This window comes from Roseovarius sp. EL26 (assembly GCF_900327775.1).
Lineage (GTDB): Bacteria > Pseudomonadota > Alphaproteobacteria > Rhodobacterales > Rhodobacteraceae > Roseovarius.
This window is the reverse complement of record NZ_OUMZ01000007.1, coordinates 537,187-558,094: the sequence shown is the minus strand read 5'-3', so window position 1 is coordinate 558,094 and position 20,908 is coordinate 537,187. Positions and strand designations below refer to the sequence as shown.

23 protein-coding genes and 1 tRNA gene are annotated in these 20,908 nt (G+C 50.3%); 14 read left to right on the top strand and 10 right to left on the bottom strand.

The window, feature by feature from the left end; all coding sequences use genetic code 11:
• Positions 1-97: 97 nt before the first annotated feature.
• The 4 genes from D9A02_RS10645 to fabD all read right to left on the bottom strand — a co-directional run bounded on the left by D9A02_RS10645 (position 98) and on the right by fabD (position 3,241).
• Positions 98-841 (bottom strand): 1-(5-phosphoribosyl)-5-[(5-phosphoribosylamino)methylideneamino] imidazole-4-carboxamide isomerase, encoded by a 744-nt coding sequence (locus D9A02_RS10645; RefSeq protein ID WP_120500947.1) that lies wholly within the window; start codon positions 839-841, stop codon positions 98-100.
• A 187-nt stretch (positions 842-1,028) separates the two neighbouring features.
• Positions 1,029-1,262 (bottom strand): acyl carrier protein, encoded by a 234-nt coding sequence (locus tag D9A02_RS10640; RefSeq protein ID WP_085805760.1) that lies wholly within the window; start codon positions 1,260-1,262, stop codon positions 1,029-1,031.
• Between the two features lie 233 nt (positions 1,263-1,495).
• Positions 1,496-2,233, bottom strand: a complete 738-nt coding sequence (gene fabG, locus D9A02_RS10635) for a 3-oxoacyl-[acyl-carrier-protein] reductase (protein ID WP_120500946.1) — start codon at positions 2,231-2,233, stop codon at positions 1,496-1,498.
• Positions 2,234-2,296: 63 nt separating this feature from the next.
• A complete protein-coding gene (fabD, locus tag D9A02_RS10630) occupies positions 2,297-3,241 on the bottom strand; it encodes an ACP S-malonyltransferase (protein ID WP_120500945.1) in 945 nt (314 codons plus the stop codon).
• A 177-nt stretch (positions 3,242-3,418) separates the two neighbouring features.
• Here fabD and D9A02_RS10625 point away from each other — a divergent pair, with 177 nt between their 5' ends.
• A complete protein-coding gene (locus tag D9A02_RS10625) occupies positions 3,419-4,699 on the top strand; it encodes a cytochrome b/b6 domain-containing protein (RefSeq protein ID WP_120500944.1) in 1,281 nt (426 codons plus the stop codon).
• Positions 4,700-4,758: 59 nt separating this feature from the next.
• Here the strand turns inward: D9A02_RS10625 and D9A02_RS10620 are convergent, their stop codons facing one another.
• Entirely contained in the window at positions 4,759-5,331 is a 573-nt protein-coding gene (locus D9A02_RS10620; protein ID WP_120500943.1) for a YceI family protein, read from the bottom strand.
• 337 nt (positions 5,332-5,668) lie between these two features.
• Between D9A02_RS10620 and rpsF the strand changes: the two genes are divergently transcribed.
• The 5 genes from rpsF (at position 5,669) to D9A02_RS10595 (ending at position 8,712) form a co-directional block, all read left to right on the top strand.
• Positions 5,669-6,025: a 30S ribosomal protein S6 gene (rpsF, locus tag D9A02_RS10615; RefSeq protein ID WP_085805755.1), complete on the top strand. Its 357-nt coding sequence runs from the start codon at positions 5,669-5,671 to the stop codon at positions 6,023-6,025.
• Positions 6,026-6,052: 27 nt separating this feature from the next.
• Positions 6,053-6,280, top strand: coding sequence for a 30S ribosomal protein S18 (gene rpsR / locus D9A02_RS10610; protein ID WP_009805008.1), 228 nt, complete (start codon positions 6,053-6,055; stop codon positions 6,278-6,280).
• Between the two features lie 12 nt (positions 6,281-6,292).
• Positions 6,293-6,883, top strand: coding sequence for a 50S ribosomal protein L9 (gene rplI / locus D9A02_RS10605; RefSeq protein WP_120500942.1), 591 nt, complete (start codon positions 6,293-6,295; stop codon positions 6,881-6,883).
• A 275-nt stretch (positions 6,884-7,158) separates the two neighbouring features.
• On the top strand, positions 7,159-7,860 hold the full coding sequence (locus D9A02_RS10600; RefSeq protein WP_120500941.1) for an autoinducer binding domain-containing protein: 702 nt from the start codon (positions 7,159-7,161) through the stop codon (positions 7,858-7,860).
• Between the two features lie 90 nt (positions 7,861-7,950).
• On the top strand, positions 7,951-8,712 hold the full coding sequence (locus tag D9A02_RS10595) for an acyl-homoserine-lactone synthase (RefSeq protein ID WP_120500940.1): 762 nt from the start codon (positions 7,951-7,953) through the stop codon (positions 8,710-8,712).
• A 93-nt stretch (positions 8,713-8,805) separates the two neighbouring features.
• On the opposite strand, the gene tig is transcribed toward D9A02_RS10595, so the two are convergent.
• Positions 8,806-10,137 carry a trigger factor gene (gene tig, locus D9A02_RS10590; protein WP_120500939.1) on the bottom strand — a complete coding sequence of 444 codons (1,332 nt, stop codon included), beginning with the start codon at positions 10,135-10,137 and terminating at the stop codon, positions 8,806-8,808.
• Between the two features lie 408 nt (positions 10,138-10,545).
• Between tig and D9A02_RS10585 the strand changes: the two genes are divergently transcribed.
• The 6 genes from D9A02_RS10585 to D9A02_RS10560 are packed head-to-tail and all read left to right on the top strand — an operon-like array spanning position 10,546 to position 15,391.
• Positions 10,546-11,007 carry a GtrA family protein gene (locus D9A02_RS10585; protein ID WP_120500938.1) on the top strand — a complete coding sequence of 154 codons (462 nt, stop codon included), beginning with the start codon at positions 10,546-10,548 and terminating at the stop codon, positions 11,005-11,007.
• Complete coding sequence (locus tag D9A02_RS10580) at positions 11,004-11,798, top strand: glycosyltransferase family 2 protein (protein ID WP_216824957.1); 795 nt, start codon at positions 11,004-11,006, stop codon at positions 11,796-11,798. The genes D9A02_RS10585 and D9A02_RS10580 overlap by 4 nt, the downstream gene beginning before the upstream one ends.
• Positions 11,795-12,748, top strand: a complete 954-nt coding sequence (locus tag D9A02_RS10575; RefSeq protein ID WP_120500937.1) for a lysylphosphatidylglycerol synthase domain-containing protein — start codon at positions 11,795-11,797, stop codon at positions 12,746-12,748. Before D9A02_RS10580 ends, D9A02_RS10575 begins: the two co-directional genes overlap by 4 nt.
• Positions 12,745-14,208 (top strand): hypothetical protein, encoded by a 1,464-nt coding sequence (locus tag D9A02_RS10570; RefSeq protein WP_120500936.1) that lies wholly within the window; start codon positions 12,745-12,747, stop codon positions 14,206-14,208. Before D9A02_RS10575 ends, D9A02_RS10570 begins: the two co-directional genes overlap by 4 nt.
• A complete protein-coding gene (locus tag D9A02_RS10565) occupies positions 14,205-14,624 on the top strand; it encodes a capsular biosynthesis protein (protein WP_174232033.1) in 420 nt (139 codons plus the stop codon). Before D9A02_RS10570 ends, D9A02_RS10565 begins: the two co-directional genes overlap by 4 nt.
• Positions 14,621-15,391, top strand: coding sequence for a glycosyltransferase family 2 protein (locus tag D9A02_RS10560; protein ID WP_120500935.1), 771 nt, complete (start codon positions 14,621-14,623; stop codon positions 15,389-15,391). The genes D9A02_RS10565 and D9A02_RS10560 overlap by 4 nt, the downstream gene beginning before the upstream one ends.
• A 13-nt stretch (positions 15,392-15,404) precedes the next feature.
• Here the strand turns inward: D9A02_RS10560 and D9A02_RS10555 are convergent, their stop codons facing one another.
• The 3 genes from D9A02_RS10555 to D9A02_RS10540 form a co-directional block, all read right to left on the bottom strand.
• Positions 15,405-17,216 carry a hypothetical protein gene (locus D9A02_RS10555; protein ID WP_120500934.1) on the bottom strand — a complete coding sequence of 604 codons (1,812 nt, stop codon included), beginning with the start codon at positions 17,214-17,216 and terminating at the stop codon, positions 15,405-15,407.
• Complete coding sequence (locus D9A02_RS10550) at positions 17,213-18,211, bottom strand: hypothetical protein (RefSeq protein WP_120500933.1); 999 nt, start codon at positions 18,209-18,211, stop codon at positions 17,213-17,215. The genes D9A02_RS10555 and D9A02_RS10550 overlap by 4 nt, the downstream gene beginning before the upstream one ends.
• 890 nt (positions 18,212-19,101) lie before the next feature.
• Positions 19,102-19,177: transfer RNA gene (locus D9A02_RS10540), tRNA-Thr, on the bottom strand.
• Here D9A02_RS10540 and D9A02_RS10535 point away from each other — a divergent pair.
• Complete coding sequence (locus D9A02_RS10535; RefSeq protein WP_162933033.1) at positions 19,151-20,185, top strand: hypothetical protein; 1,035 nt, start codon at positions 19,151-19,153, stop codon at positions 20,183-20,185. The two genes, D9A02_RS10540 and D9A02_RS10535, sit on opposite strands and share 27 nt — an antisense overlap.
• A 57-nt stretch (positions 20,186-20,242) precedes the next feature.
• On the opposite strand, the gene D9A02_RS10530 is transcribed toward D9A02_RS10535, so the two are convergent.
• Positions 20,243-20,503: a DUF2312 domain-containing protein gene (locus D9A02_RS10530; protein ID WP_120502481.1), complete on the bottom strand. Its 261-nt coding sequence runs from the start codon at positions 20,501-20,503 to the stop codon at positions 20,243-20,245.
• A gap of 172 nt (positions 20,504-20,675) precedes the next feature.
• Between D9A02_RS10530 and D9A02_RS10525 the strand changes: the two genes are divergently transcribed.
• Positions 20,676-20,891, top strand: coding sequence for a hypothetical protein (locus D9A02_RS10525; RefSeq protein ID WP_120502480.1), 216 nt, complete (start codon positions 20,676-20,678; stop codon positions 20,889-20,891).
• Positions 20,892-20,908 lie beyond the last annotated feature (17 nt).

Here is a 20,908-nt window from a genome sequence, read left to right as displayed (position 1 = left end):
AATCTTTCGCTGCTCATATCCTGCCTTACCCCTCGGGGGCAAGTCCAACAAAAACGGGCGCGCAAAAGCGCGCCCGTTTTTGTTGGATTTGTATAATTTATTGAAACTCTGCCACTGGCTCCGGCTCAGCTCGCCCCGTCAGCAGCGCTTCTTCCAGATCAACATCCTTCGACAGCAACGCTTTGCCTATCAACGTACCTGCGATGTTTGGAACATACTTCAACCGCGCCACATCATCGGCACTGCGCACTGTCCCGCGTGCGATCACCTGATGATGGGTCTTTGCCGCAAGGTTGGTGATCACACCAAGGCTTGCATCCTGATCTTCGATGTCAGCATCAATATCCGTCACAATAACACCGGCCAGTGGCACATCATCAAACGCGTTGATATAATCCTCTGGGGAAAACGCACTTTGCGTGCGCCAACCCTCAGTCATGACCGCGCCCTGAAACACGTCTACGGCGAGAATAATCTGGTCCGGATGTGAACGCGCCAGTTCTTTGACCAATTCAGGATCCCGTGCCGCCATGGTACCAATGACAATCCGACCGACACCCTTGTCGATCCAACGCTCGACACCTTCACGCGCGCGGAATCCGCCGCCCAGTTGAACTGGAATACCGGCCTGACGGATAATCTCTTCGATCAAATCGCAGTTATCACCATCTCCGGCCAGTGCATTGATGTCCGTAACGTGCATCCATTCCGCACCCGCAGCCGCAAATTTGCGTGCTGTTTCAACCGGATCGACGTGCCATATCACTGGCTCCTCCAGCCGGCCACGTGTCAACGAGACACATTTATTGTTGTGTAATTCAATTGTCGGATAGATGATCATGATGAGGCGCCCTTTCTATCAATCTTGCTCTGATTTGAATGACAGAGTTCTGTAACTATGGAGTGTAGTTCGATTTAACGAATTTACCAAATCGGCATATAATAAGCTGATAACGTCATAGTTCACGACAAAAAGAAAGGCCCCGGAAATCCGGGGCCTTCTGGCATTCTAAAAAATGCTATAATTCTTATGATGCTTCGGTGATGAACTTTACAGCATCGCCAAATGATTGAATTGTTTCTGCAGCGTCGTCTGGGATTTCGATGCCGAACTCTTCTTCGAAGGCCATGACCAGCTCAACCGTGTCAAGGCTGTCTGCGCCCAGATCATCGATGAAAGAAGCATTTTCTACAACTTTGTCTTCTTCCACACCCAGGTGCTCAACAACGATTTTTTTAACGCGGTCTGCGATATCGCTCATGTCATATTCCTCATCTTTTGCCGGACCTTTGGCCCAATTACCGCCCCTGCTCGTGCCGGGATACGGCGTTAGTTATGCCCATCTGGGCGGTTCATTCTTCCCGTTCAACCGGGTCATTGTCGCAAAAAATACTCCTGCGTCAACGAGTCTGCGCCGCCTATAACACATGCCGCGCTAATGGCAAACATTTTCACAAAGTGGGAGGCCTGCAAAAAATTGCAAGCCCTGCCCGTTTATAGCATCGCCATGCCACCGTTAACGTGCAAGGTCGAACCAGTCACATAACCTGCCTCTGGGCTGGCCAGATATAGCACTGCCGCAGCGATCTCTTCCGGTGCGCCCATACGAGCAGCCGGAATTTTGCCATTGATCGCAGCCTTTTGATCATCATTCAATTTGTCGGTCATCGCAGTGGCAATAAAGCCCGGCGACACAACATTCGCTGTGATGCCCCGGCTTGCGACCTCATATGCGATGGACTTAGTCAATCCAATCGTACCCGCTTTGGAAGCGGCATAGTTCACCTGACCGGGGTTGCCCGTGGATCCAACGATCGAACCAATGTTGATGATCCGCCCCCAACGCGCCTTCATCATCGGGCGCATCACACCACGGCACAGGCGCATGGTTGATGTCAGGTTTACATCCAGAACGCTTTGCCATTCCTCATCCGACATACGCATAAAGATCTGGTCGCGCGTAATTCCGGCGTTGTTCACCAGAATATCAAGCCCGCCCATCGCAGCAGCCGCATCTTTTGGCAGCGCATCCACAGCGGCCGGATCGCTCAGGTTACATGGCAGCACATGCGCGCGTTCACCCAACTCTGCCGCCAAAGCTTCCAACGGCTCTACCCGCGTCCCGCTCAAGCCGACAGTTGCGCCAGCGCCGTGCAAGGCCTTGGCAATCGCACCACCAATACCGCCAGATGCGCCAGTAATCAGAGCTGTTTTTCCAGTTAGGTCAAACATGGTTTCATTCCTTTTTCTGTAGCAAACGTAAAATTTGCCCGTATCTCAATTTGTATCAGAGGATCATTCGGCCTGCAGCGCTTCGGCGGCAGCTTTCACTTCATCCGGCGTGCCCATGTTGCGACAAGTAATGCTGCGGTCAATCCGGCGGATCATGCCGCTCAGGGCCTTGCCTGCACCAATCTCCCAAATCTCAGTTACTTCATGAGAGACCATGGACAGCACCGACTCGCGCCAGCGCACTGATCCAGTGACCTGTTCGACCAGTAACGACCGAATTATTGCAGGATCGTTGATCGCCTCGGCGACCACATTCGCCACCAAAGGTACGGCAGGCTGCTCGACATCTACCTCACCCAAAGCCTGCGCCATCACGGCAGCAGCTGGCTCCATCAAGGCGCAATGAAACGGCGCGCTGACCGGCAACAACACGGCACGTTTTGCGCCACGTTCCTTGGCTAGCTCAACTGCACGCCCAACAGCGTCGGCATGGCCTGAGACAACTACCTGACCGGGATCATTGTCATTCGCCGCCTGGCAAACCTCGCCCATTGCGGCCTCTTCAGCCACAGCTTTCGCTGTCTCAAAATCCAGCCCCAACAGGGCTGCCATCGCACCGACACCCACAGGCACCGCCTCTTGCATGGCCTTGCCGCGTGTCCGCAACAAGCGCGCGGTGTCCGCAACACTAATCGCGCCAGCAGCGGCGAGTGCAGAATACTCACCAAGGGAGTGCCCGGCGACCATTTTTGCCGCGTCAATCGTTACACCTTCGGTCTCCAGCGCGCGCATTGTCGCCAAAGAGGTCGCCATCAGTGCAGGTTGCGCATTTTGGGTCAGCGTAAGGTCTTCCTGTGCGCCTTCCCAAATCAGGTCTGAAAGTTTTTCTCCTAAAGCTTCATCAACTTCGTCAAAAACTGCCTTGGCGGCCGGATAGGCATCCGCGAGGGCCTTGCCCATACCAATTGTCTGTGCGCCCTGCCCCGGAAATACAAATGCTCGACCCATATTCTGCTATTCTCCCTGATATATCCCTACCCGGATACCCCGCTGTGCGCCTTGACGCAACGGCGAAGCTCACGCTTACGCGAGCTCTATGCACATTCCCTGTGCGTAAACTGGTATTGTTCTTGCGTATGGTTAGGATAGATCACACTCAATTTGTAATTAATGAGAGACGCCAACATGCCCCGGCACAACAGCCCCACCACATACGGGTCCGTCGCTAAATCCTTTCATTGGCTGACAGCCCTCCTTATTCTCTCGGCAATCCCACTTGGGATCATCGCCAATAATGTCGCCCATGGCATCACCACGGGTGTTGCCGCGACTGAAGCAGACATTGCCCGCGCCTATCTTTTGTTTTCGCTGCACAAGACCATCGGCGTCAGCGTCTTCTTTGTTGCCCTTGCACGGATCTTCTGGGCATTGAGCCAAACCAAACCGGGGTTATTAAACGGCAATCACAAAGCCGAGGCTTTGGCCGCCGAAACCGTGCACTGGCTGCTCTATGGTTCGTTGGTGGTAGTACCACTCAGCGGCTGGATCCACCATGCCGCCACCACCGGTTTTGCCCCTATCTGGTGGCCATTTGGTCAAAACCTACCGTTTGTTCCCAAGGAGGAGCACCTGGCGGAACTCACCGGCACGCTGCACTATATCCTGCAGTGGGTGCTGATTGGCGCGCTGCTTCTGCACATCGCAGGCGCGGTCAAACACCATGTGATCGATGGTGATGCCACCCTTCGCCGCATGCTGCCAGGCCAAACTGACGCTCACCCAACGCAAAAACAACCCGGTCACTTTTTGCCTTTCATTGCAGCGCTGGCAATCTGGGCTGCAGCCATGGGCGGCGGTGCTTATCTGGGGTGGTTCCCGCAATCGCACACTGTAGAAACGATTGAACTGGCTGAAATTGAGCCATTAGAAATCTCCGAAACGAATGAAGACGTTGCCTCACCTACCGACGAAACCACCACTGAGAACAGTTGGCAGGTTCAAGACGGATCGCTCAATATCGTTGTAAGCCAGTCCGGCTCTGACGTGACAGGCGGTTTTGCTGACTGGGCAGCAGCGATTGCCTACAGCGAAACAGCCGATGACACAGGAAAGCACGGAAGCGTTGATGTTGAGATCAACATTGCCTCCCTATCCCTCGGTGCCGTCACTGATCAGGCCATGGCCGCCGACTATTTCAACGTCGGCACCTTCCCCACGGCACAGTTTGTGGCTGATCTGGTGGCAGAGGGCGAACAGATGATTGCCCGCGGCACCCTCACCATTCGTGATCAATCCGTCCCTGTGGACATTCCGTTTACGCTTAAGATCGACGGTGACATCGCGACCGCCGCAGGCGAACTCTCGGTTGATCGCCGCGACTTCAACATCGGCAAGGGCGTCAGTGACGAAGGCACATTGGGCTTTGGCGTGAGCATCCAGTTCAACCTGACCGCAACACGTGGCTAACATACAAAAGGCTGCCGGATCGACCGGCAGCCTTTTCAAGACTCTCAAAAATTTGAGCCTTATTCCGTTTTGGATGCCTCAAGCGAGATTACAATCTCAACTTCATCGCTGACGTTTGGCGCGTACTTTCCTACATTGAAGTCGGAACGCAGCACCGTTGCAGTCGCATCAAAGCCCAAAGATGCCTTACCGTTCATTGGGTGTGGCGCCGCCTGTGTCAGTTCCGTCGCCAAAACCACTGGCTTGGTCACACCATTCATGGTCAGATCGCCGGTGATGTTGGCAGTCTTATCGCCGGTCACATCAATACCCGTTGATACGAACGTTACCATGTCACCATCCGCTGCGCCAAAGAAGTCCGGGCTCATGAAGTGCGCAAACCGCTCCTCCCAACCGGTCAGCATAGATGTAATCGGCATCGAGACATTTACAGACGAATTGGCCGGATCTTCGGCATCAAAGGCGATCTCGCCGCCAAATCCCGAGAACATTCCATAAGTTGTTGAGAATCCAAGGTGATTGTAAGAAAACACCACCTGACTATGGCTTGGATCAAGCGCATATGTCTCGGGCTCTGCAAATGCGGCAGATGCAGTTATGGCCAATGCGGCAGCCAATAGCGTGGGTTTCATCTTAGTACTCCAAAATTAGATTTCATGTTTGTTATCGGCACAATGACTTTGGGCTATGCACGTCGTCACGGCCTCAACTTAGATCTTTTTTCATCAAACAAAACCCGCCCCTGCAACATTTCGCCGATGCCTGATGGGGGAAGTTCTATTCGGTCTCAAAACCGTCAATAAACATTGCAGTTTCAGCTGTGTTATACGACCTTGCACAGACCCAAGATCCATCGTATACGCTCCTCGCCTTTTGCAAGAATTTATGAACCGCGCAGTCTCTCGTGGATGGGTCGCAAAAGGTTTCTGACCCGCCTTTGAAATGCGCCTAGATAGAAGTGGAGCACACATGCCGCTATATGAGCATGTATTCATCTCGCGTCAGGATCTGTCCAACGCGCAGGCTGAAAGCCTTGTCGAACATTTCAGCACCGTACTGGCTGACAACGGCGGTAAAGTCGTTGAGTCCGAGTACTGGGGCGTTAAGACAATGGCCTACAAGATCAACAAGAACCGCAAGGGTCACTACTCCTTCTTGAAAACCGATGCGCCTTCGGCCGCGGTACAGGAAATGGAACGCCTGATGCGCCTGCATGACGACGTGATGCGCATTCTGACCATCAAGGTCGAAGAGCACGCTGAAGGTCCGTCAATTCAAATGCAAAAACGTGACGAACGTGGCGATCGCCGCGAGCGCCGCGCTTGATCTGACCTGAAGAAAGGACTCTAAACCATGGCTGCAAAACCATTTTTCCGCCGTCGTAAGGTTTGCCCATTCTCGGGCGAGAACGCACCTAAGATCGACTACAAAGACACGAAACTGCTGCAACGCTATATCTCTGAGCGTGGCAAAATCGTGCCGTCCCGTATCACCGCCGTTTCGGCTAAGAAGCAGCGTGAACTGGCCCGTGCTATCAAACGCGCCCGTTTCCTCGCCCTGCTGCCTTACGCTGTGAAATAAGGAGAACCTGACATGCAAGTTATCCTTCTCGAACGCGTAGCTAAGCTTGGCCAAATGGGCGACGTTGTAGACGTCAAACCAGGTTACGCACGCAACTATCTGCTGCCTCAGCACAAAGCTTTGTCCGCTTCCGAGCGCAACATCGCGGACTTTGCAACACGCAAAGCCCAGCTTGAAGCAAACAACCTGGAAACCAAAAAAGAAGCCGAAGCGATGGCCGAAAAGCTGACAGGTCAGCAATTCGTCGTGATTCGTCAGGCCTCCGATTCTGGCGCCCTGTACGGTTCTGTCAGCACCCGTGACGCAGCTGATGCTGCAATTGCGGATGGCTTCACTGTTGATCGCAAGCAAGTTGCTCTTGCCCGCCCGATCAAAGAGCTGGGCCTGCACGACGTGATCGTCACTCTTCACCCCGAAGTCGACGCAACAATCATTCTGAACGTTGCCCGCTCCGAAGAAGAAGCAGAACTGCAATCAACCGGCAAATCCATCCAGGAAGCCGCTGCAGAAGCCGAAGAAGCCGCTGAATTCGAAATTGCCGAACTGTTCGACGATATCGGCTCCGCTGCATCTGAAGACGACTACGCAGGCGACGACGCCTAAATTAACGTGATCGTCGCGAATTTTAGCGCCGCGCAGTCCTCTGCGCGGCGCTTTTACTTGCTCAGAGTCTAATTCCTATTTTCGCAACAGTAAGTTACCGCCCCGTTGTTTGTTCGCATTTACGTATAGTATTCTATAAATTGACCATAATTTTGTAGCTCAATCACAACATGAGTGGACAATAAGCATTTGCTTCACGCATAATCAGCGCCAGTAGCGATAGTAATCACTGTTTCGCTACTCAACCACGTAATTCACGAAAGTCCGTGCACTTTATGGAACTAATTGACCTTGCAAATATGCCCGATGGCCAAAAAGATTTTGTCGGCCATCTCAGGAATGTTTGCGAAAACTTAGGCCTAGAATATGCCTCCTATGCGTCAGCCCATCCTTTTAATGGAACAGTGCATGCTTTCACCACCTATCCTGAGCGTTGGAAAAACCATTATATGGAACATGGCCTTCATCTTCTGGATCCTACCATTGAGAAAACATCACGTAGCATCGCTCCAGTGGATTGGAGCCGCCTGGAACGTGATGAACAGTTCACAAGCATCTTCACACAAGCACGCGATTTTGGTCTGCCCGATACGGGCCTAACCATACCAGTCCGCGGCCCATACGGTGAGGTCGGGTTATTCAGTGTATCTGCTTCGGTATCTGCGGTGGATTGGCAGAAACTCAGAACAAAGATCATCGGAAACCTTCAATCCGCCGCCGTGTATCTGCATGATGCGGTAATGACATCTGACGCAATGATGAAAAGCCTGCGCTTTCCTCACCTCTCGGCAAGGGAGAAAGAAATTCTGCAATGGACCGCAGCTGGAAAATCACAACAAGACATCGGTGATATCCTGTCAATCTCTCCTCGAACTGTCGAAGTTCACCTAAGATCAAGCCGCGAGAAACTATTCGCCCTCACAACAGCGCAAGCTGTCGGGCGCGCCCTTTCTTTAGGTCTTATCGTTCCAGGTTAGGCCACTCAAGGCCTCTACGGGATTTCCCTAATACCCACAAATACAGGACCTGATACATTCTCCCTACAACTTTTAGGGGAGAACAGATAGATGATACTCGTCATTGACGCGCTCAATAAAAACACATTTGGCCCAGTACTTGACGAAATGTACCAGCTAAGAGCCCGCGTATTCAGTGAACGTATGGGGTGGGACGTCAATATTACGAACGGCCGCGAAATTGACGACTTTGACGACCAAAATCCAGCCTATGTTGTCCAACTGGACGAAGACCTGAAGGTCACTGGCTGCGCCCGATTATTACAAACAACCGGCCCACATATGTTGTCGGATGTTTTTAGCGACATTCTATGTGGTGAGCCACCGCTGCGCAGCGCCTTGATGTGGGAATCCACCCGTTTTTGCGTTGACCGCGAGAGATTGGATCGCGGCCAAGGCTGTAAATCTGTTGGCTATGCCACCTGCGAACTAATGGTTGGCATTCTGGAATATGCACACAACTCCGGCATCGAAGATATCATCACTGTGATTGACCCGGTCATGAACCGCATCCTGATGCGCTCCGATAATGCGCCATATGACTACGTTGGAAAGACGGTAAGCATGGGCAAGGTCAAAGCCATGGCAGCCCTGCTCGAATGCTCTCAAGAGCGTATCGACCGAGTGCGGAATTTTGCCGGCATCACTGGAAATATTTACATCCCTGAAGACGAGCTTGCGAGCACTCTCTTGGACGAAACATCTCCCGACATTGGTATTGATTTGCAGGATTATTTTGACGATCAGCTTTCCACGGCTGTTAACGAACGTGAAAAAGCGGCGGCACGCGCTTTGCGACAAGCGTTAAGCTAAGCCAAAATAGAATTATAGAAATCAAAACGACACCACAATTAAAAAAGGGCTGTCATACGACAGCCCCTTTTAGTTTTCAGATCATATTTGACCTTATTCTTTGTCCAGCTCTTCTACGGCTTTTTCTAACTCGTCTTTACTAATTTCTTTGTCAGTCACATCCGCCAGCTCAACAACATAGTCGATGACCTTTTCTTCAAAGATAGGTGCACGAAGTTGTTGACGCATTTGTGGGTTGTTTTGAACAAATTCAAAGAACTCACGCTCGTGACCTGGGTATTGACGCGCTTGTTGCATAACCGCTTGGGTCATTTCTGCATCGCTAACCTCAACCTCAGCTTTACGGCCCAGTTCAGCCAACAGCAGGCCAAGGCGTACACGGCGTTCGGCCAGAGTGTTGTGCTCATCTGTGGCTTCGATCTCAGGGTGATCGTGGCCTTCGACCTCTGGATTTTCTTCGTGCCAGATCTGGTGCGCAATCTGCTTGGCTTCAGCTGCAACCATTGATGGAGGTAGCTCAAAGCTTACTTTACCATCCAGATCATCCAGCAATCCACGCTTCAGCACAGCACGTGCTGCACCGGCATATTCTTCTTCAAGGCGCTCGCTGATTTGTGTTTTCAGTGCAGCCAAATCGTCGGCACCGAATTTCGTAGCCAACTCATCATTGATTTCAGCAGCGGCAGGCGCTTTCACAGCTTTGATTGTGCAATCAAAGACAGCCTCTTTGCCAGCCAGATGCTCAGCCTGATATTCATCAGGGAAGGAAACCGTTACGGATTTCTCTTCTTCGGCTTTCACACCAACCAGTTGCTCTTCGAAGCCAGGGATAAAGCTGTTGGAACCCAAGACCAGCGGGTAATCTTCGGCGCTGCCACCTTCAAAGGCTTCGCCATCAACTTTGCCAACAAAATCCATGATAACCTGATCGCCATCTTTGGCTTTGGTGCCTTTTTTGCGATCCTTGAAGTCTTGCGCACTTTCAGCCAGATTGGCCAGCGCTTCTTCAACGGCTGCATCATCGGCTTTGGCAACCAGACGCTCCAGCTTAACCGATTTCAGGTCAACTTCTGGGATCTCTGGCAGTGCCTCATAGGACATCTCAACTTCTACGTCATCGCCTTCTTTCCAATCCTGATTGGTCATTTTGACGTCAGGCTCGGCTGCTGGACGCTCACCGCTGTCTTCAAAGTGCTGTGACATCGCACCATCGACAGCTTCTTGCATGGCTTCGCCAAGAACGCGGCCGCCAAATTGCTTGCGCAACAGGGCCAGTGGCACTTTACCTTTGCGGAAACCTTTCAGTTCCACTTCAGGCTGAGCTTCTTTCAGCTTGCCTACAACTTTTTCGTCCAACTCTGCTGCGCTCAAAACCAGTTTGTAGCCGCGCTTCAGGCCTTCGTTCAGGGTCTCGGTGACCTGCATGTTCGTCCTCATCCATAGCGTTGTGCCGCGCAAAACGCGGGCAGATAAATCATTGGCTCTTCTATTGCCCTGCCTTGTTACGTGCAAGTCCGAAAGACTGTTCAGTCTTGATTTATTATCTGGTGCGGTCTCCCAGTAAAAGTTCGAACTCGATTGTGCCTGCTTTTGACGACGCTGGAACTGATCGAAACTTCTCTTTCGCCGACCTTTCACTTCCCAACATAGATGAACAATTTAACAAGTTAGAACGCTGGCATGATGTGCTCAAACCCCATGCGGATGTTGGACATTGAATTAATTAGCCTGACACCACCTTCTCTTCCATTGTCGACCCAGATCGTCTTGGGGTAGACGTCTAGAGGGGGAGACCAACGAAATACACCTAATGAGTAGGAGCTAAAGAATTCGATGTGTAATCTAATCAGAAATCGCTTCGTCATCTTCGCGATTATTTCTGGATCTGGCTGGGTCATAGATGTTGCGGCCACGATGATGATTATTCAGTCCGGTGTAACGCCCTTTGTCGCAAGCCTGATCGGTTCAGGATTAGCGGTAACCATTGTTTACTTCATGTCTCGATTATTTGTGTTTTCGCGGCGTCGACTTGGAACACCACAAAACTACATCCTCTACCTTGGATGGCAGTTCTGTGCTATTTCAGTTGCGTCTGGATTGGTCGCTGGGATCGCGTTTGGGACCGAGGCCTACCTAACTAACCTTAGTACTATACTTGGAACAGAAGCGCTCACGCTCGCGGCGGGTTTAGGCAAGATCTTGGTGACACCATTAACATTATTTGCGAACTTCGTATTTATGAAATGGCTCACACAGCGTGAATACATCAAATCCTCAACGGCAGGCACATCATGAGTATTTTGGTATTTATCCCGATGTACAATTGTTCGGCTCAAATCCCGCGCGTGTTACATCAGTTGCGTCATCCAGATGTGGCTGCATTGATTGACGGCGTCGTTTGTATCGACAACCAATCCACGGATGACACCGCCGAGATGGCAGGAGGCATTCTGGCAGATCTGAACCTGGGGTTACGAGTGCTGTTGAGTAACGATGACAACTATGGATTAGGTGGCTCCCATAAAGTTGCAATTAACTTTGCACGGAAAGAGGGGTTCACACACCTGATTGTCCTTCACGGAGATGATCAAGGATCGATTCTGGATATTGTCGACTCTCTGAAAAATGAGCAACATCTGTGTAATGCGTTCCTGATGGGAGCGCGGTTTATGCCTGGGTCGCGGTTGGAGGGCTATTCACCATTGCGGACAATTGCGAACAGAACATTCAATTGGATATTTTCGCTGATATCTCGAAAGCGTCTTTATGACTTGGGATCCGGTTTGAATCTTTTTCAGGTCTCTGCTTTTGATGATGATTTCCATATCAAGTTCGCAGATGATCTAACTTTTAACTACTATCTTATTCTCGCGCTGACAGCTCGGAAGTTGAGCGTTAAGTTCTTTCCGTTGACGTGGCGAGAGGATGATCAAGTCTCGAACGCGAAGTTGGGAAAGATGGGCATGCAAATCATAAGAATCCTAACCTTGCGTTTAATAAGTCGCCGGAAATTTCTTCATGGCGAACACCGCCAAATTGCGCGTGCAACGTACTCTTCGACAGAGATAGGTCGGTGGAGACTATGACGGCGCGGCGCGGCTATCTGTCTGGAACGATCAGGGGCATGTGGAAAAAAATGGGCTGGTCGCAGCGCGCGGCGATTCTTGGCGGCTACATAATGCTATATGCCATTGCCGTAGCGGCGATGATCGCAATTACAGATGTTGTTCCCGCCTATATCGCGATTTCAGCTGGTGCCCTTTATCTCCTAAGCCATGTCTTTCGTGCAATGCGGCTGGCAGCGTTGTCCGTGGATGCGCTGAAATTGTCGGGGCGAACAACTGCAGCGATGCATTTCGCGACAATCCCATTTGCTTTACTTCTGCCATTCAAATTGGGTGAGGTTGTGCGCTTTTTTGCACTTTATAAAATGGGCGGAAAAGCAAGTTATGCCGTGATTGTCTTGCTTTTAGACAGAATGTTTGACTCGCTCTTTCTTGTCCCGATCGTTGCTTTTCTGGCCTTAAAGAGCGAAGTGCCGCTTGCCCTGGGAGTTTTCACGATTCTTGCAGCGACAGTGCCTTTGGCTGTTGTTTTTGTTGGACCGCGTTTGTTGAGCGAGGTGCAGAGCTACATTGTCTCCAATCATGCCAGCCCGGTGTCACTTCGATCTCTGCGGAAGATCGATGTAGCACGCCGCCTAGTGGTTCATGCTGCACAGGTTGCACGCCGCCAAGCTCCGCAATTGTGCGTCTTGTCTTTACTTATTTGGCTATGTGAGCTTCTTGTTTGTATGATCCTAGTAATAAACTCAGCTGAAATTTTTCAAGATGCCCTTGATCTACTGGGCTCACGGCTCGTCGTGTTCTGGGCAAGCGACACCATGAGTCCAATTCTTAGCATCGCAGTGTCAATTACACTGGTGTCGCAGCTGCTACTTTGGCCGGGAATGACGCTGTTCTTTCTTGATAGGCTGAAGCATGAACAACATCAATCAAGATCAGTAGATCATAAACCGCGGAATTACGTCGAATGATACCTGAATTATGCGTCATTATAGATGACCGTGAAGTGCCGCCACCTCAACTTGAAGGCCTAATCGGCGATATGCATTTCGGCGATCTGTTGCGTCGGAGGAGGAGATACCTTGATGAACTGGCTGCAGTAGCGGCCAGCGCTGACGACGTAGTTATCTTGCGTACTGATGCTGATGCCGAGCAACTTGCACGGCGGATTGAATCTGCGCGTGGCGAGACACGATGGCTTCGGTTGCCAGTGACCATAGCCCCATTAAATTTAGATGCCTTGGATCCAGTAATCCGAAAGATGCGTTTTGCTTTAGATCCGACCCTTTTGGCTCCTGTTTTGGAAGATGACGCACCTGCCGTTCTCTTTGGACGCGATGCGATTGATCTGATCTCTGCTCGTGCGGGAACCGATCGCCGATCCTATCTTTTGCTCTTCGCAGAAAAAGCGACACCAGCGTCCCATGACATCAATTTTATTGACCTTCGTCAGCCCGATGCCCTACGTGATTTTCTCTCACACGCTACTGAGCCACGTGGTTTCAACAACCTATTCACCGAGGCTGGTGTCTTCGTCAAAAGTTCAAAAGATATCGTGAAAATGAAGGCAGAGTTTCAATATTTCAAACTGGCTTCGCCTGAGATTAAACGTTTCTTACTACCCACGTTTGGTTACGAAGAAGCCGACGGCGTGGCTTCTTATCGAATGGAGTATCTGCGCGTGCCAGATGCGGCGCTTCAGTTTGTTCTGGGGTCGATGACACAGGCCAATTTTGATCAATTGCTCAGCCATTTTTTTGCCTTCATCGCGGCACGTGATCGTGATGTGGTCGGCCGTAGTAATGTTGAACAGCAAGGCAAGGTGCAAATTATCACAAAGATGCATGATCGCCTTACGACTTTTCTTGCCAAACCTGAAGGCAAGCAGATTGATGCGCTATTGGTGGCTGGTGGTTTAGATTACGGATTGGCAGGCCTGCAACAGCGGGCGTCTCTATTGATTGAGAAGGCCTTATCATCCTTTGAAGGAGAGCATCTTGCGTTCAGTCATGGTGATCCATGTTTGTCGAATATCTTGTTTGATCATCGGATAGGGCTGATCCGATTGATTGATCCGCGCGGTGCGCTCAACCGAGAAGATGCGATGATGCATCCGCTTTATGACATCGCCAAGCTGTCACATTCGTTTTGCGGTAGCTATGATTTCGTTAACAACGGACTGTTCTCTATCGAAGTGAACGCCGATCTCAAAATGGAACTTAACTGTCACCGTGGGGGGGCGCCAGACTGGGTGCGGGATCGTTTCAAACGACGGGTTGCAGATGAGGGTTGGGATTATGCGCAGGTGCGCGCAGTAGAAGCCTCCCTATTTTTATCAATGCTACCATTACATCTGGATCATCCGCGCAAATTACTTGGTTTCGCATTAATAGCAGAAGAAATTATCACTGAATTGGAATCTTTAGCATGATTGAAACCGAGCGCGCCCTTGTTGTCGATATTGATGGGACGCTCTGTCCAATAAAGCATTCACATGAGGATTATGCCGATCTTGTACCGGAACCACGTATCATAGAAAAAATCAGGGCACTACATATTGATGGCTGGCATATCATTTTGTCTACCGCACGCGGCATGCGTAGCAATGACGGTAATCCGGGTAAGATCACGAAGAATGTCGGGCCTACCCTTTTGAAATGGTTAGTAAAACATGACATTCCATTTGATGAGTTACACTTGGCAAAGCCATGGCCTGGCCGGCAAGGGATTTACATTGACGACCGTGCAGTGCGCCCACGAGAGTTTGTTGAATTGAGCTTTGAAGAGCTTGAGGCGTTGATGGAGCGTGACCGCCTCGCTATTCGGATTGAGGAAGACGACGTATGACTGGTATTCTGGCGATTACAATGGCTGGGCGTGGCAGCCGGTTTACGAAAGTGGGCTATACGCGTCCAAAATATGAGATTGAAGCACACGGTATACCACTTTTTGACTGGTCCATACTAAGCCTTATGGCTTTCCATGAAGCTGGGTATCGCTTTATGTTTTTGGCTCGCAGTGGATGTGGAGCTACCGCCTATATCCAGAAACGGGCAGAGGTACTTGGCCTAACGGATGTGGTTGTTAAAACTATAGATGACGTTACGGACGGACAAGCGACGAGTGCGTATTTGTTGGCGGAAAATGCGCCAGAAAAAGAACCCTTTGCGGTCTACAATATCGATACTTTTGTAGACCCCAAAGTGATCTCACCACCATCTGTTAAAGATATGGCTGGCTGGATTCCCTGCTTTCCCGCTCCTGGCACAGGTTGGTCTTTTGCCCGTACAGATGCGCAAGGCACCGTCGTGGAACTACGCGAGAAAAAGCGTATTTCTGATCATGCCACCGTTGGCCTTTATTGGTTTGACAGTGCTGCCCGCTACTGCTCCCTTTATGAGACTTACTTTGCGACGCCTGGCCAGGAGGAGATGGGGGAGCGCTATATCGCGCCGCTTTACAATCAAATGATCGCGGAAGGTGCTATAGTACAAATTTCGCAAATCGCTCTGGAAGATGTGGGCATGCTCGGCACGCCAGAACAAGTTGATGATTTTGTCACGTCTCCACCGGCAGCAGCACTACGCTATATGCAGGCACGGCTGAGCACGTGACCGCGAAGCGCTCCTATTGCGCGTTCAGGGCAGCGTCTGCAGCCTCAAGAATTTTTTTGGCTTCTATTTCTGGATCTGAATCTCCTGTGACATTACCTTGCAGCAATATTTTACGTGAGGTGTGAGCGAGAGCGGAGATCTCGGCATCCGACAGCCGATATGTCTGATTAACATTCTCCACTAAGTCAGTTTTGGGCAAGGGCGATGTAATGGGTACCAAAGCAAAACGCGCCTCTGGCCGCATCTCATTTAGGCATGCTTGGCCACCTTCTAGGAAGATGGCTGCTGAGTTTGTGGTGGAATCAGGCAAGAACGGAATATGGGACCGAATGTGGTAGAGTTCTGCTCCGTTCGGGTGTCGCCAATACGTCGCATATTCTGAGCACGCAGCCAACTCAGGCGGTAGAATTCGATACCCAGCGATGACCAATGCATTCTGTAACGCGCGTTCCTCAGTCCAATTATAGGAGATCACGGCTGCGGTTGTGTCGGCATCTTCGATAGCGTAGAGCAAAGCAACCGTATGATTTTCTAACTTGAAAAATGCATTCTGCCATTCCATCCATTTATCGCTAAACCAGATTCGACCGGTCAGTGTTGGAATTGCGTTCTCAGATTCATAGGGTACTGGATAAAATGATGATAGCATCGGAGCACCGGGAACCAAGAAAGCTCCTAAAATCACTATGGTTCGTGTACTGAGCTTCTCCGTCTTAGAGCTGAATTCGTTCCCGTACCTTACCAAAGGCATGAGGACAAACTGATCAAGTGACAGGGCAGTTGCTGTTGCTAGAAATGGGATAAGAGTCATAAAGGCACGTGGATCGTAATATTTGCCTAGTGTGATCCCATAGATAAGAGCCGGATAGACCATTAAGATCAATGGCAAGGTATGCGTGCGACTACGCCATCCATCAGGTTTAGCAAGGCGACGCCTGCTTTCCATAATCTTAAATCCAAAGAAGATGGCAGGTAACCCAACTCCAAATGCAAGTAAGGCTGCCGATAGATCACGGTAGAATTTGGTAGCCAGATTTACGTTACCACGGTCCCAAAGCGTATCGGCAGCAGACGCAACCTCGATACGAAACATGACATTTGCCGCTTGCGGGTCAACGAGAGCCATAAGCAAGTGGATCATGATCGCGCCACTTAAAAACGCTGCACTACGTTGCAATGCTATGGCGAACGTGCGTGATCCGAAGACAGTTAAAAACAAAAATAGCGGAAGCAATAATATCTGGTCTAGTCGACATAGCAATGCGATTGATAGCAGCGTACCAGCAGCAAATATCCAGACCAACCGTCGTGACCATTCAAGCAAGATAAGACCCCAGATGGCGAAGCTTGCAGCCACAACGTTATCGTTGAAAAAGAACTGGGCATCGATCACGATTGGCAGAAACAATAATGTTGCAACACTCGCGAGCCAAGTTGTCTTACTCCAAAGCTTGGTGAGTACAACAAGACCGCCCATAAAGATCGGTAAGATGATCCACATCAGAAGATCGTAGCCAGATCCTGGCGCAAGATCTGACAGCGGCGCCATCAACCAAATTGTACCCGGACGGGACAAATAGAAAAAATTGTGTATCATCCCCCATAATGGATCTGTCGAGGCAATATCGGGCAACAACAGTGACATGGTTTCTGTTAGATAACTGAAACCCTCGACATGTGATCGCGTCAATGTTGGGCGCAATGACATCAGCAACAATATCAAAACGCCAATCCAAAGCCCTGTTGGTGCAACGCCTGAGTTTCTAGTTCCTTTGGTCGTAAACTTCTGCTTTGGCGGACGTTTGTTGACGGGTTGGATCATCATCGGACACCATTCTTGGAAAGGTTATCTTGATACAATAGATCAGGCTTAATTGGTTTTGCCCCGCGCGGCCCCCAGATGTACCAGGGATGTTCCTCAGTACCAGTTTTCCCATTTTCTTCCCATGAGGTCCAGTCGACTAAGGCCAATTTCGCGCGAAATCTTCTGTTATCGTGGAACATGCGTTTTCTCGCGCTTCCAAGAACAAATTCGTCTGTCAACAAGGGGGCTACGAACCCATCACATCGTTCCAGTGCGCGCCCAACATACTTTTGCGCAATAACATTTCGATGTCCGTTTGGTGGATTTGTGCTCAGATCAAAATCGCCCGTATCGATTTTTGGCATCCCATGATTGAGAAAATCCAGGATGCAAGAGTGCGGTATGCCATGAGTGGTAAAGTCCGATGTTATTACCGTTTTGGCTCCTGCCCAATAGAATGGTCCCACCATACGATGATTTCCGGCCGAGGGGTCCCAGACCACCCCATCGCGCCAAAGCCCTTTCAGGGTGCGGATAATCCATTCTACTGCCCATACCCCACTTTCATAGAGATCATTCTTTTTGAGTGAGTGTTTCGAAGCAGTGATGGTCATCATGCTTCCACCTTTACCTAAATATATCAATGCTTGGAAATGACCTATTTTGATACATCTACATTTCTCTTTTTGCCATGAGTTCCTGAGTTGATTACTGCTCTCACTTTGAGAGAGCGCATCCGGTAATGAACTCAATCCCTTGACTGTTCCATCCACCAATATCTCTCGCCAATGCATATCCGTCGTCATCGGAAATATCTCCTGCGAGATGCGATGCGCCAGTGTGAAATGATGCTCCATCAGCCATTGATTTGCCAGTGCTGCGAAGGTCTTGTTGATTGCGCCCTTGCGCGGGTCCAGATCCGCCAATGCTTTCAAGATCGCATAAAGCTGCGCTTTATGCGTTTTGTTGCTTAGCCAAACGTCATGGGAATATGCTCCTATGGCAGGACTTCCCATTTATTGGCATGCTAAAAGCAGGAGGACGAGAGATGGCCAGCATGAATATTTCTCTTCCCGGTGCGATGCAAGACTGGGTTGAGCGGCAGATGAAGACAGGGCGTTTTGATAACGCCAGTGAATACATGTGCGATCTGACTCGTCATGATCAAAACTGCACTTCCAAGATCGCCGCCGTACAGCACCTTGTTAATGAGGCCATGGCCTCGGAAAGCAGTGGCAAGCCCCTCGTGGAAACCCGCGCCATTGCCAGAGCGCAAGCCCAAACACAGGCGCAACGCCGATTGATCGGGCCCAGCAAAGGAGGCCCGGTCAACTCTCAACTTTGTTGGTCGTCGGGGATGCCTAAAATAGGCGTCAATCGTAGCCAAAAACATGACCGGTCGCGAACTCGGATCCGGCGTTTGAGGTGGGTAGCGGTTTGCAGGTTTCAAGCAAAGGAAATTCACAGGCTCCAATGCCAAAATTCCTCTCGATAAGATTCGCAGAGCTGCGAGTGCGCAATATGAACGGCAAGATTGACGTCAGTATCAGTCGCATCCGTTGATAGACCAACTACCTCATTGTTGCTTCTGGTATGGTAGACACCTGCGCGTGCTCTCCAGCCGTGATCCGCAAGCCACAGCGCCGCCATGTCCAGATGCAAGACCTCGAAGCTGAGCGCTTACCTCACAGTTAGTGTTTTTCTCTAGAACGCATACACAATCTTGAACACTATGAAGCGCAAAATGCATCTTTTTTGAGCTTGCGACCTCCACCTCACGAACGCACCTTGAGCAATCCCCTAAGCCAATTTCATGAAGAAAAACTGTGTTTATGCTGTACTTGACGAGAGCAGTACCTTGAGTGGCTGCGAGTCAAGGACTTAAGTATTTGTTTTATTGATTTAATGGTGCCCCCACACGGACTCGAACCGCGGACCTACTGATTACAAATCAGTTGCTCTACCAGCTGAGCTATAGGGGCTTGCGGATGCACATACGCATATCGCCGATCCACTTCAAGATAGAAAATGCACGAAATGGGACATCGAAAGCGGTTTATCTGTTTCTAAATAAATCTATAGTAACGATGCGAATTACCCCAAATGGACCACAGATGCAGATCGTCTTACACACTGGCGCACACCTTACTGACGAAGACAGGCTGATTAACTGCCTGATGAAGAACTCTTCCTTGTTTCAACAACACGGCGCAAACATCCCTCGCCCGGCCGGATACCGTAAATTGATCCGTACCGCAATGAATGACACCAGCCCCTTCTCGGCATCATCGACATTCAGCGAGGTGCAAAAAGCCGTTATTGGCTCATCTAAGGCAGATCGACATGTTATTTCAAACTCCGGTTTTTTCGGAACGGAAAAAATGTGCTTTGGCTCAGGTGAGCTTTATCGCTCAGCAGAAACTCGTATCGGTGCTATAAAGAATCTTTTTGCGAATGATCAGCTTGAAATGTTCATGGCCATTCGCAATCCTGCGTCATTCTTGCCGTTGATATTTTACAATTATCATGACAGCTCGACGCAAGAACGTTTGCTTGGCGACAATCTGCATTCCGTGCGTTGGTCAGACTTCTTTGTTCGCATCCGACAAGCATTCCCTGATTTACCCCTGACCGTTTGGTGCAATGAAGACACTCCATTGATTTGGTCCCAAGTCATCCGGGAGATGACACAAATTGACAGCACTGTCGCATTTGAGGGGGAATTCGCCCTCATGCATGAAATCCTGAGCGAAGGTGGGTTAAAACAATTTCAGACGTTCATGGAGGGCCATGACGGTTTAACCGAAGTACAAACGCAGCGTGCCATTGTTGCCTTCATCGAGAAATTCGCACGAGAGGACGCTCTTGAAGACGAACTTAAACTCCCGGGTTGGAGCCAAGAGTTAACTGAGCAGATGACTGAATTGTATGACGCCGATCTTGATCGGATCAGTGAAATTCCAAATCTGAAAATCATTCAACCGATCTAGCAACTACCAGAAATCGCTGCTCTCCGGCAGATCCAACCGTGCAGGAGAGCACAGGTATCACATCATGCCCAAAGCTTCTTTGTAAAGCTCAAGAACGGCCTCTTCTTCGGCGATGTCATCCTTGTCCCGCTTGCGTAAGGAAACAATTTTACGCAAAACCTTTGTATCGTAACCGCGCGATTTGGCTTCGGCCATGACCTCTTTTTGCTGCTCAGCAAGGTCTTTCTTTTCAGCCTCAAGGCGTTCAAACCGTTCAACAAACTGGCGCAATTCATCTGCTGTAACGCGATAAGTTGCATCTGAATTCATATCGTTCATCTCGGCCTCATAACGTTTAAATTCTGTTGTCAGACCCATTCCCTACTGGCACAGCCCACACGCCGCAAGCCTCAATCCCGAGGAATATGCACGAATTGCCAAACCGCTGCGCTTGCAGTTTCGATGCAGTTGTTTTAGCGCAGAGATGAAGAACACAATTGAGGTGAACGCAATGGGAAGTCTGGTCTGGATCGGGGCAGCAGTATCGCTGGCGGGACTTGCTGGCTTGTTTTGGTGTATTCTCAAGGTCTGGAAGGCCCGCAGTGCCGGGCTCAGCGATGACGAACTGCGAGACGCCGTACGCAAAGTTGTGCCGTGGAACACTGGCGCTTTGTTTTTGTCGGTCCTCGGCCTGATGATCGTTATTATCGGGATCGCCCTGACTTGAGTGAGATATAACAACGG

Excerpts from the sequence above, each read along its gene's own strand:
- D9A02_RS10645 (WP_120500947.1), bottom strand. The coding sequence starts at position 841 with ATGATCATCTATCCGACAATTGAATTACACAACAATAAATGTGTCTCG.
- D9A02_RS10640 (WP_085805760.1), bottom strand. The coding sequence starts at position 1,262 with ATGAGCGATATCGCAGACCGCGTTAAAAAAATCGTTGTTGAGCACCTG.
- fabG (WP_120500946.1), bottom strand. The coding sequence starts at position 2,233 with ATGTTTGACCTAACTGGAAAAACAGCTCTGATTACTGGCGCATCTGGC.
- fabD (WP_120500945.1), bottom strand. The coding sequence starts at position 3,241 with ATGGGTCGAGCATTTGTATTTCCGGGGCAGGGCGCACAGACAATTGGT.
- D9A02_RS10625 (WP_120500944.1), top strand. The coding sequence starts at position 3,419 with ATGCCCCGGCACAACAGCCCCACCACATACGGGTCCGTCGCTAAATCC.
- D9A02_RS10620 (WP_120500943.1), bottom strand. The coding sequence starts at position 5,331 with ATGAAACCCACGCTATTGGCTGCCGCATTGGCCATAACTGCATCTGCC.
- rpsF (WP_085805755.1), top strand. The coding sequence starts at position 5,669 with ATGCCGCTATATGAGCATGTATTCATCTCGCGTCAGGATCTGTCCAAC.
- rpsR (WP_009805008.1), top strand. The coding sequence starts at position 6,053 with ATGGCTGCAAAACCATTTTTCCGCCGTCGTAAGGTTTGCCCATTCTCG.
- rplI (WP_120500942.1), top strand. The coding sequence starts at position 6,293 with ATGCAAGTTATCCTTCTCGAACGCGTAGCTAAGCTTGGCCAAATGGGC.
- D9A02_RS10600 (WP_120500941.1), top strand. The coding sequence starts at position 7,159 with ATGGAACTAATTGACCTTGCAAATATGCCCGATGGCCAAAAAGATTTT.
- D9A02_RS10595 (WP_120500940.1), top strand. The coding sequence starts at position 7,951 with ATGATACTCGTCATTGACGCGCTCAATAAAAACACATTTGGCCCAGTA.
- tig (WP_120500939.1), bottom strand. The coding sequence starts at position 10,137 with ATGCAGGTCACCGAGACCCTGAACGAAGGCCTGAAGCGCGGCTACAAA.
- D9A02_RS10585 (WP_120500938.1), top strand. The coding sequence starts at position 10,546 with ATGTGTAATCTAATCAGAAATCGCTTCGTCATCTTCGCGATTATTTCT.
- D9A02_RS10580 (WP_216824957.1), top strand. The coding sequence starts at position 11,004 with ATGAGTATTTTGGTATTTATCCCGATGTACAATTGTTCGGCTCAAATC.
- D9A02_RS10575 (WP_120500937.1), top strand. The coding sequence starts at position 11,795 with ATGACGGCGCGGCGCGGCTATCTGTCTGGAACGATCAGGGGCATGTGG.
- D9A02_RS10570 (WP_120500936.1), top strand. The coding sequence starts at position 12,745 with ATGATACCTGAATTATGCGTCATTATAGATGACCGTGAAGTGCCGCCA.
- D9A02_RS10565 (WP_174232033.1), top strand. The coding sequence starts at position 14,205 with ATGATTGAAACCGAGCGCGCCCTTGTTGTCGATATTGATGGGACGCTC.
- D9A02_RS10560 (WP_120500935.1), top strand. The coding sequence starts at position 14,621 with ATGACTGGTATTCTGGCGATTACAATGGCTGGGCGTGGCAGCCGGTTT.
- D9A02_RS10555 (WP_120500934.1), bottom strand. The coding sequence starts at position 17,216 with ATGATGATCCAACCCGTCAACAAACGTCCGCCAAAGCAGAAGTTTACG.
- D9A02_RS10550 (WP_120500933.1), bottom strand. The coding sequence starts at position 18,211 with ATGGGAAGTCCTGCCATAGGAGCATATTCCCATGACGTTTGGCTAAGC.
- D9A02_RS10530 (WP_120502481.1), bottom strand. The coding sequence starts at position 20,503 with ATGAACGATATGAATTCAGATGCAACTTATCGCGTTACAGCAGATGAA.
- D9A02_RS10525 (WP_120502480.1), top strand. The coding sequence starts at position 20,676 with ATGGGAAGTCTGGTCTGGATCGGGGCAGCAGTATCGCTGGCGGGACTT.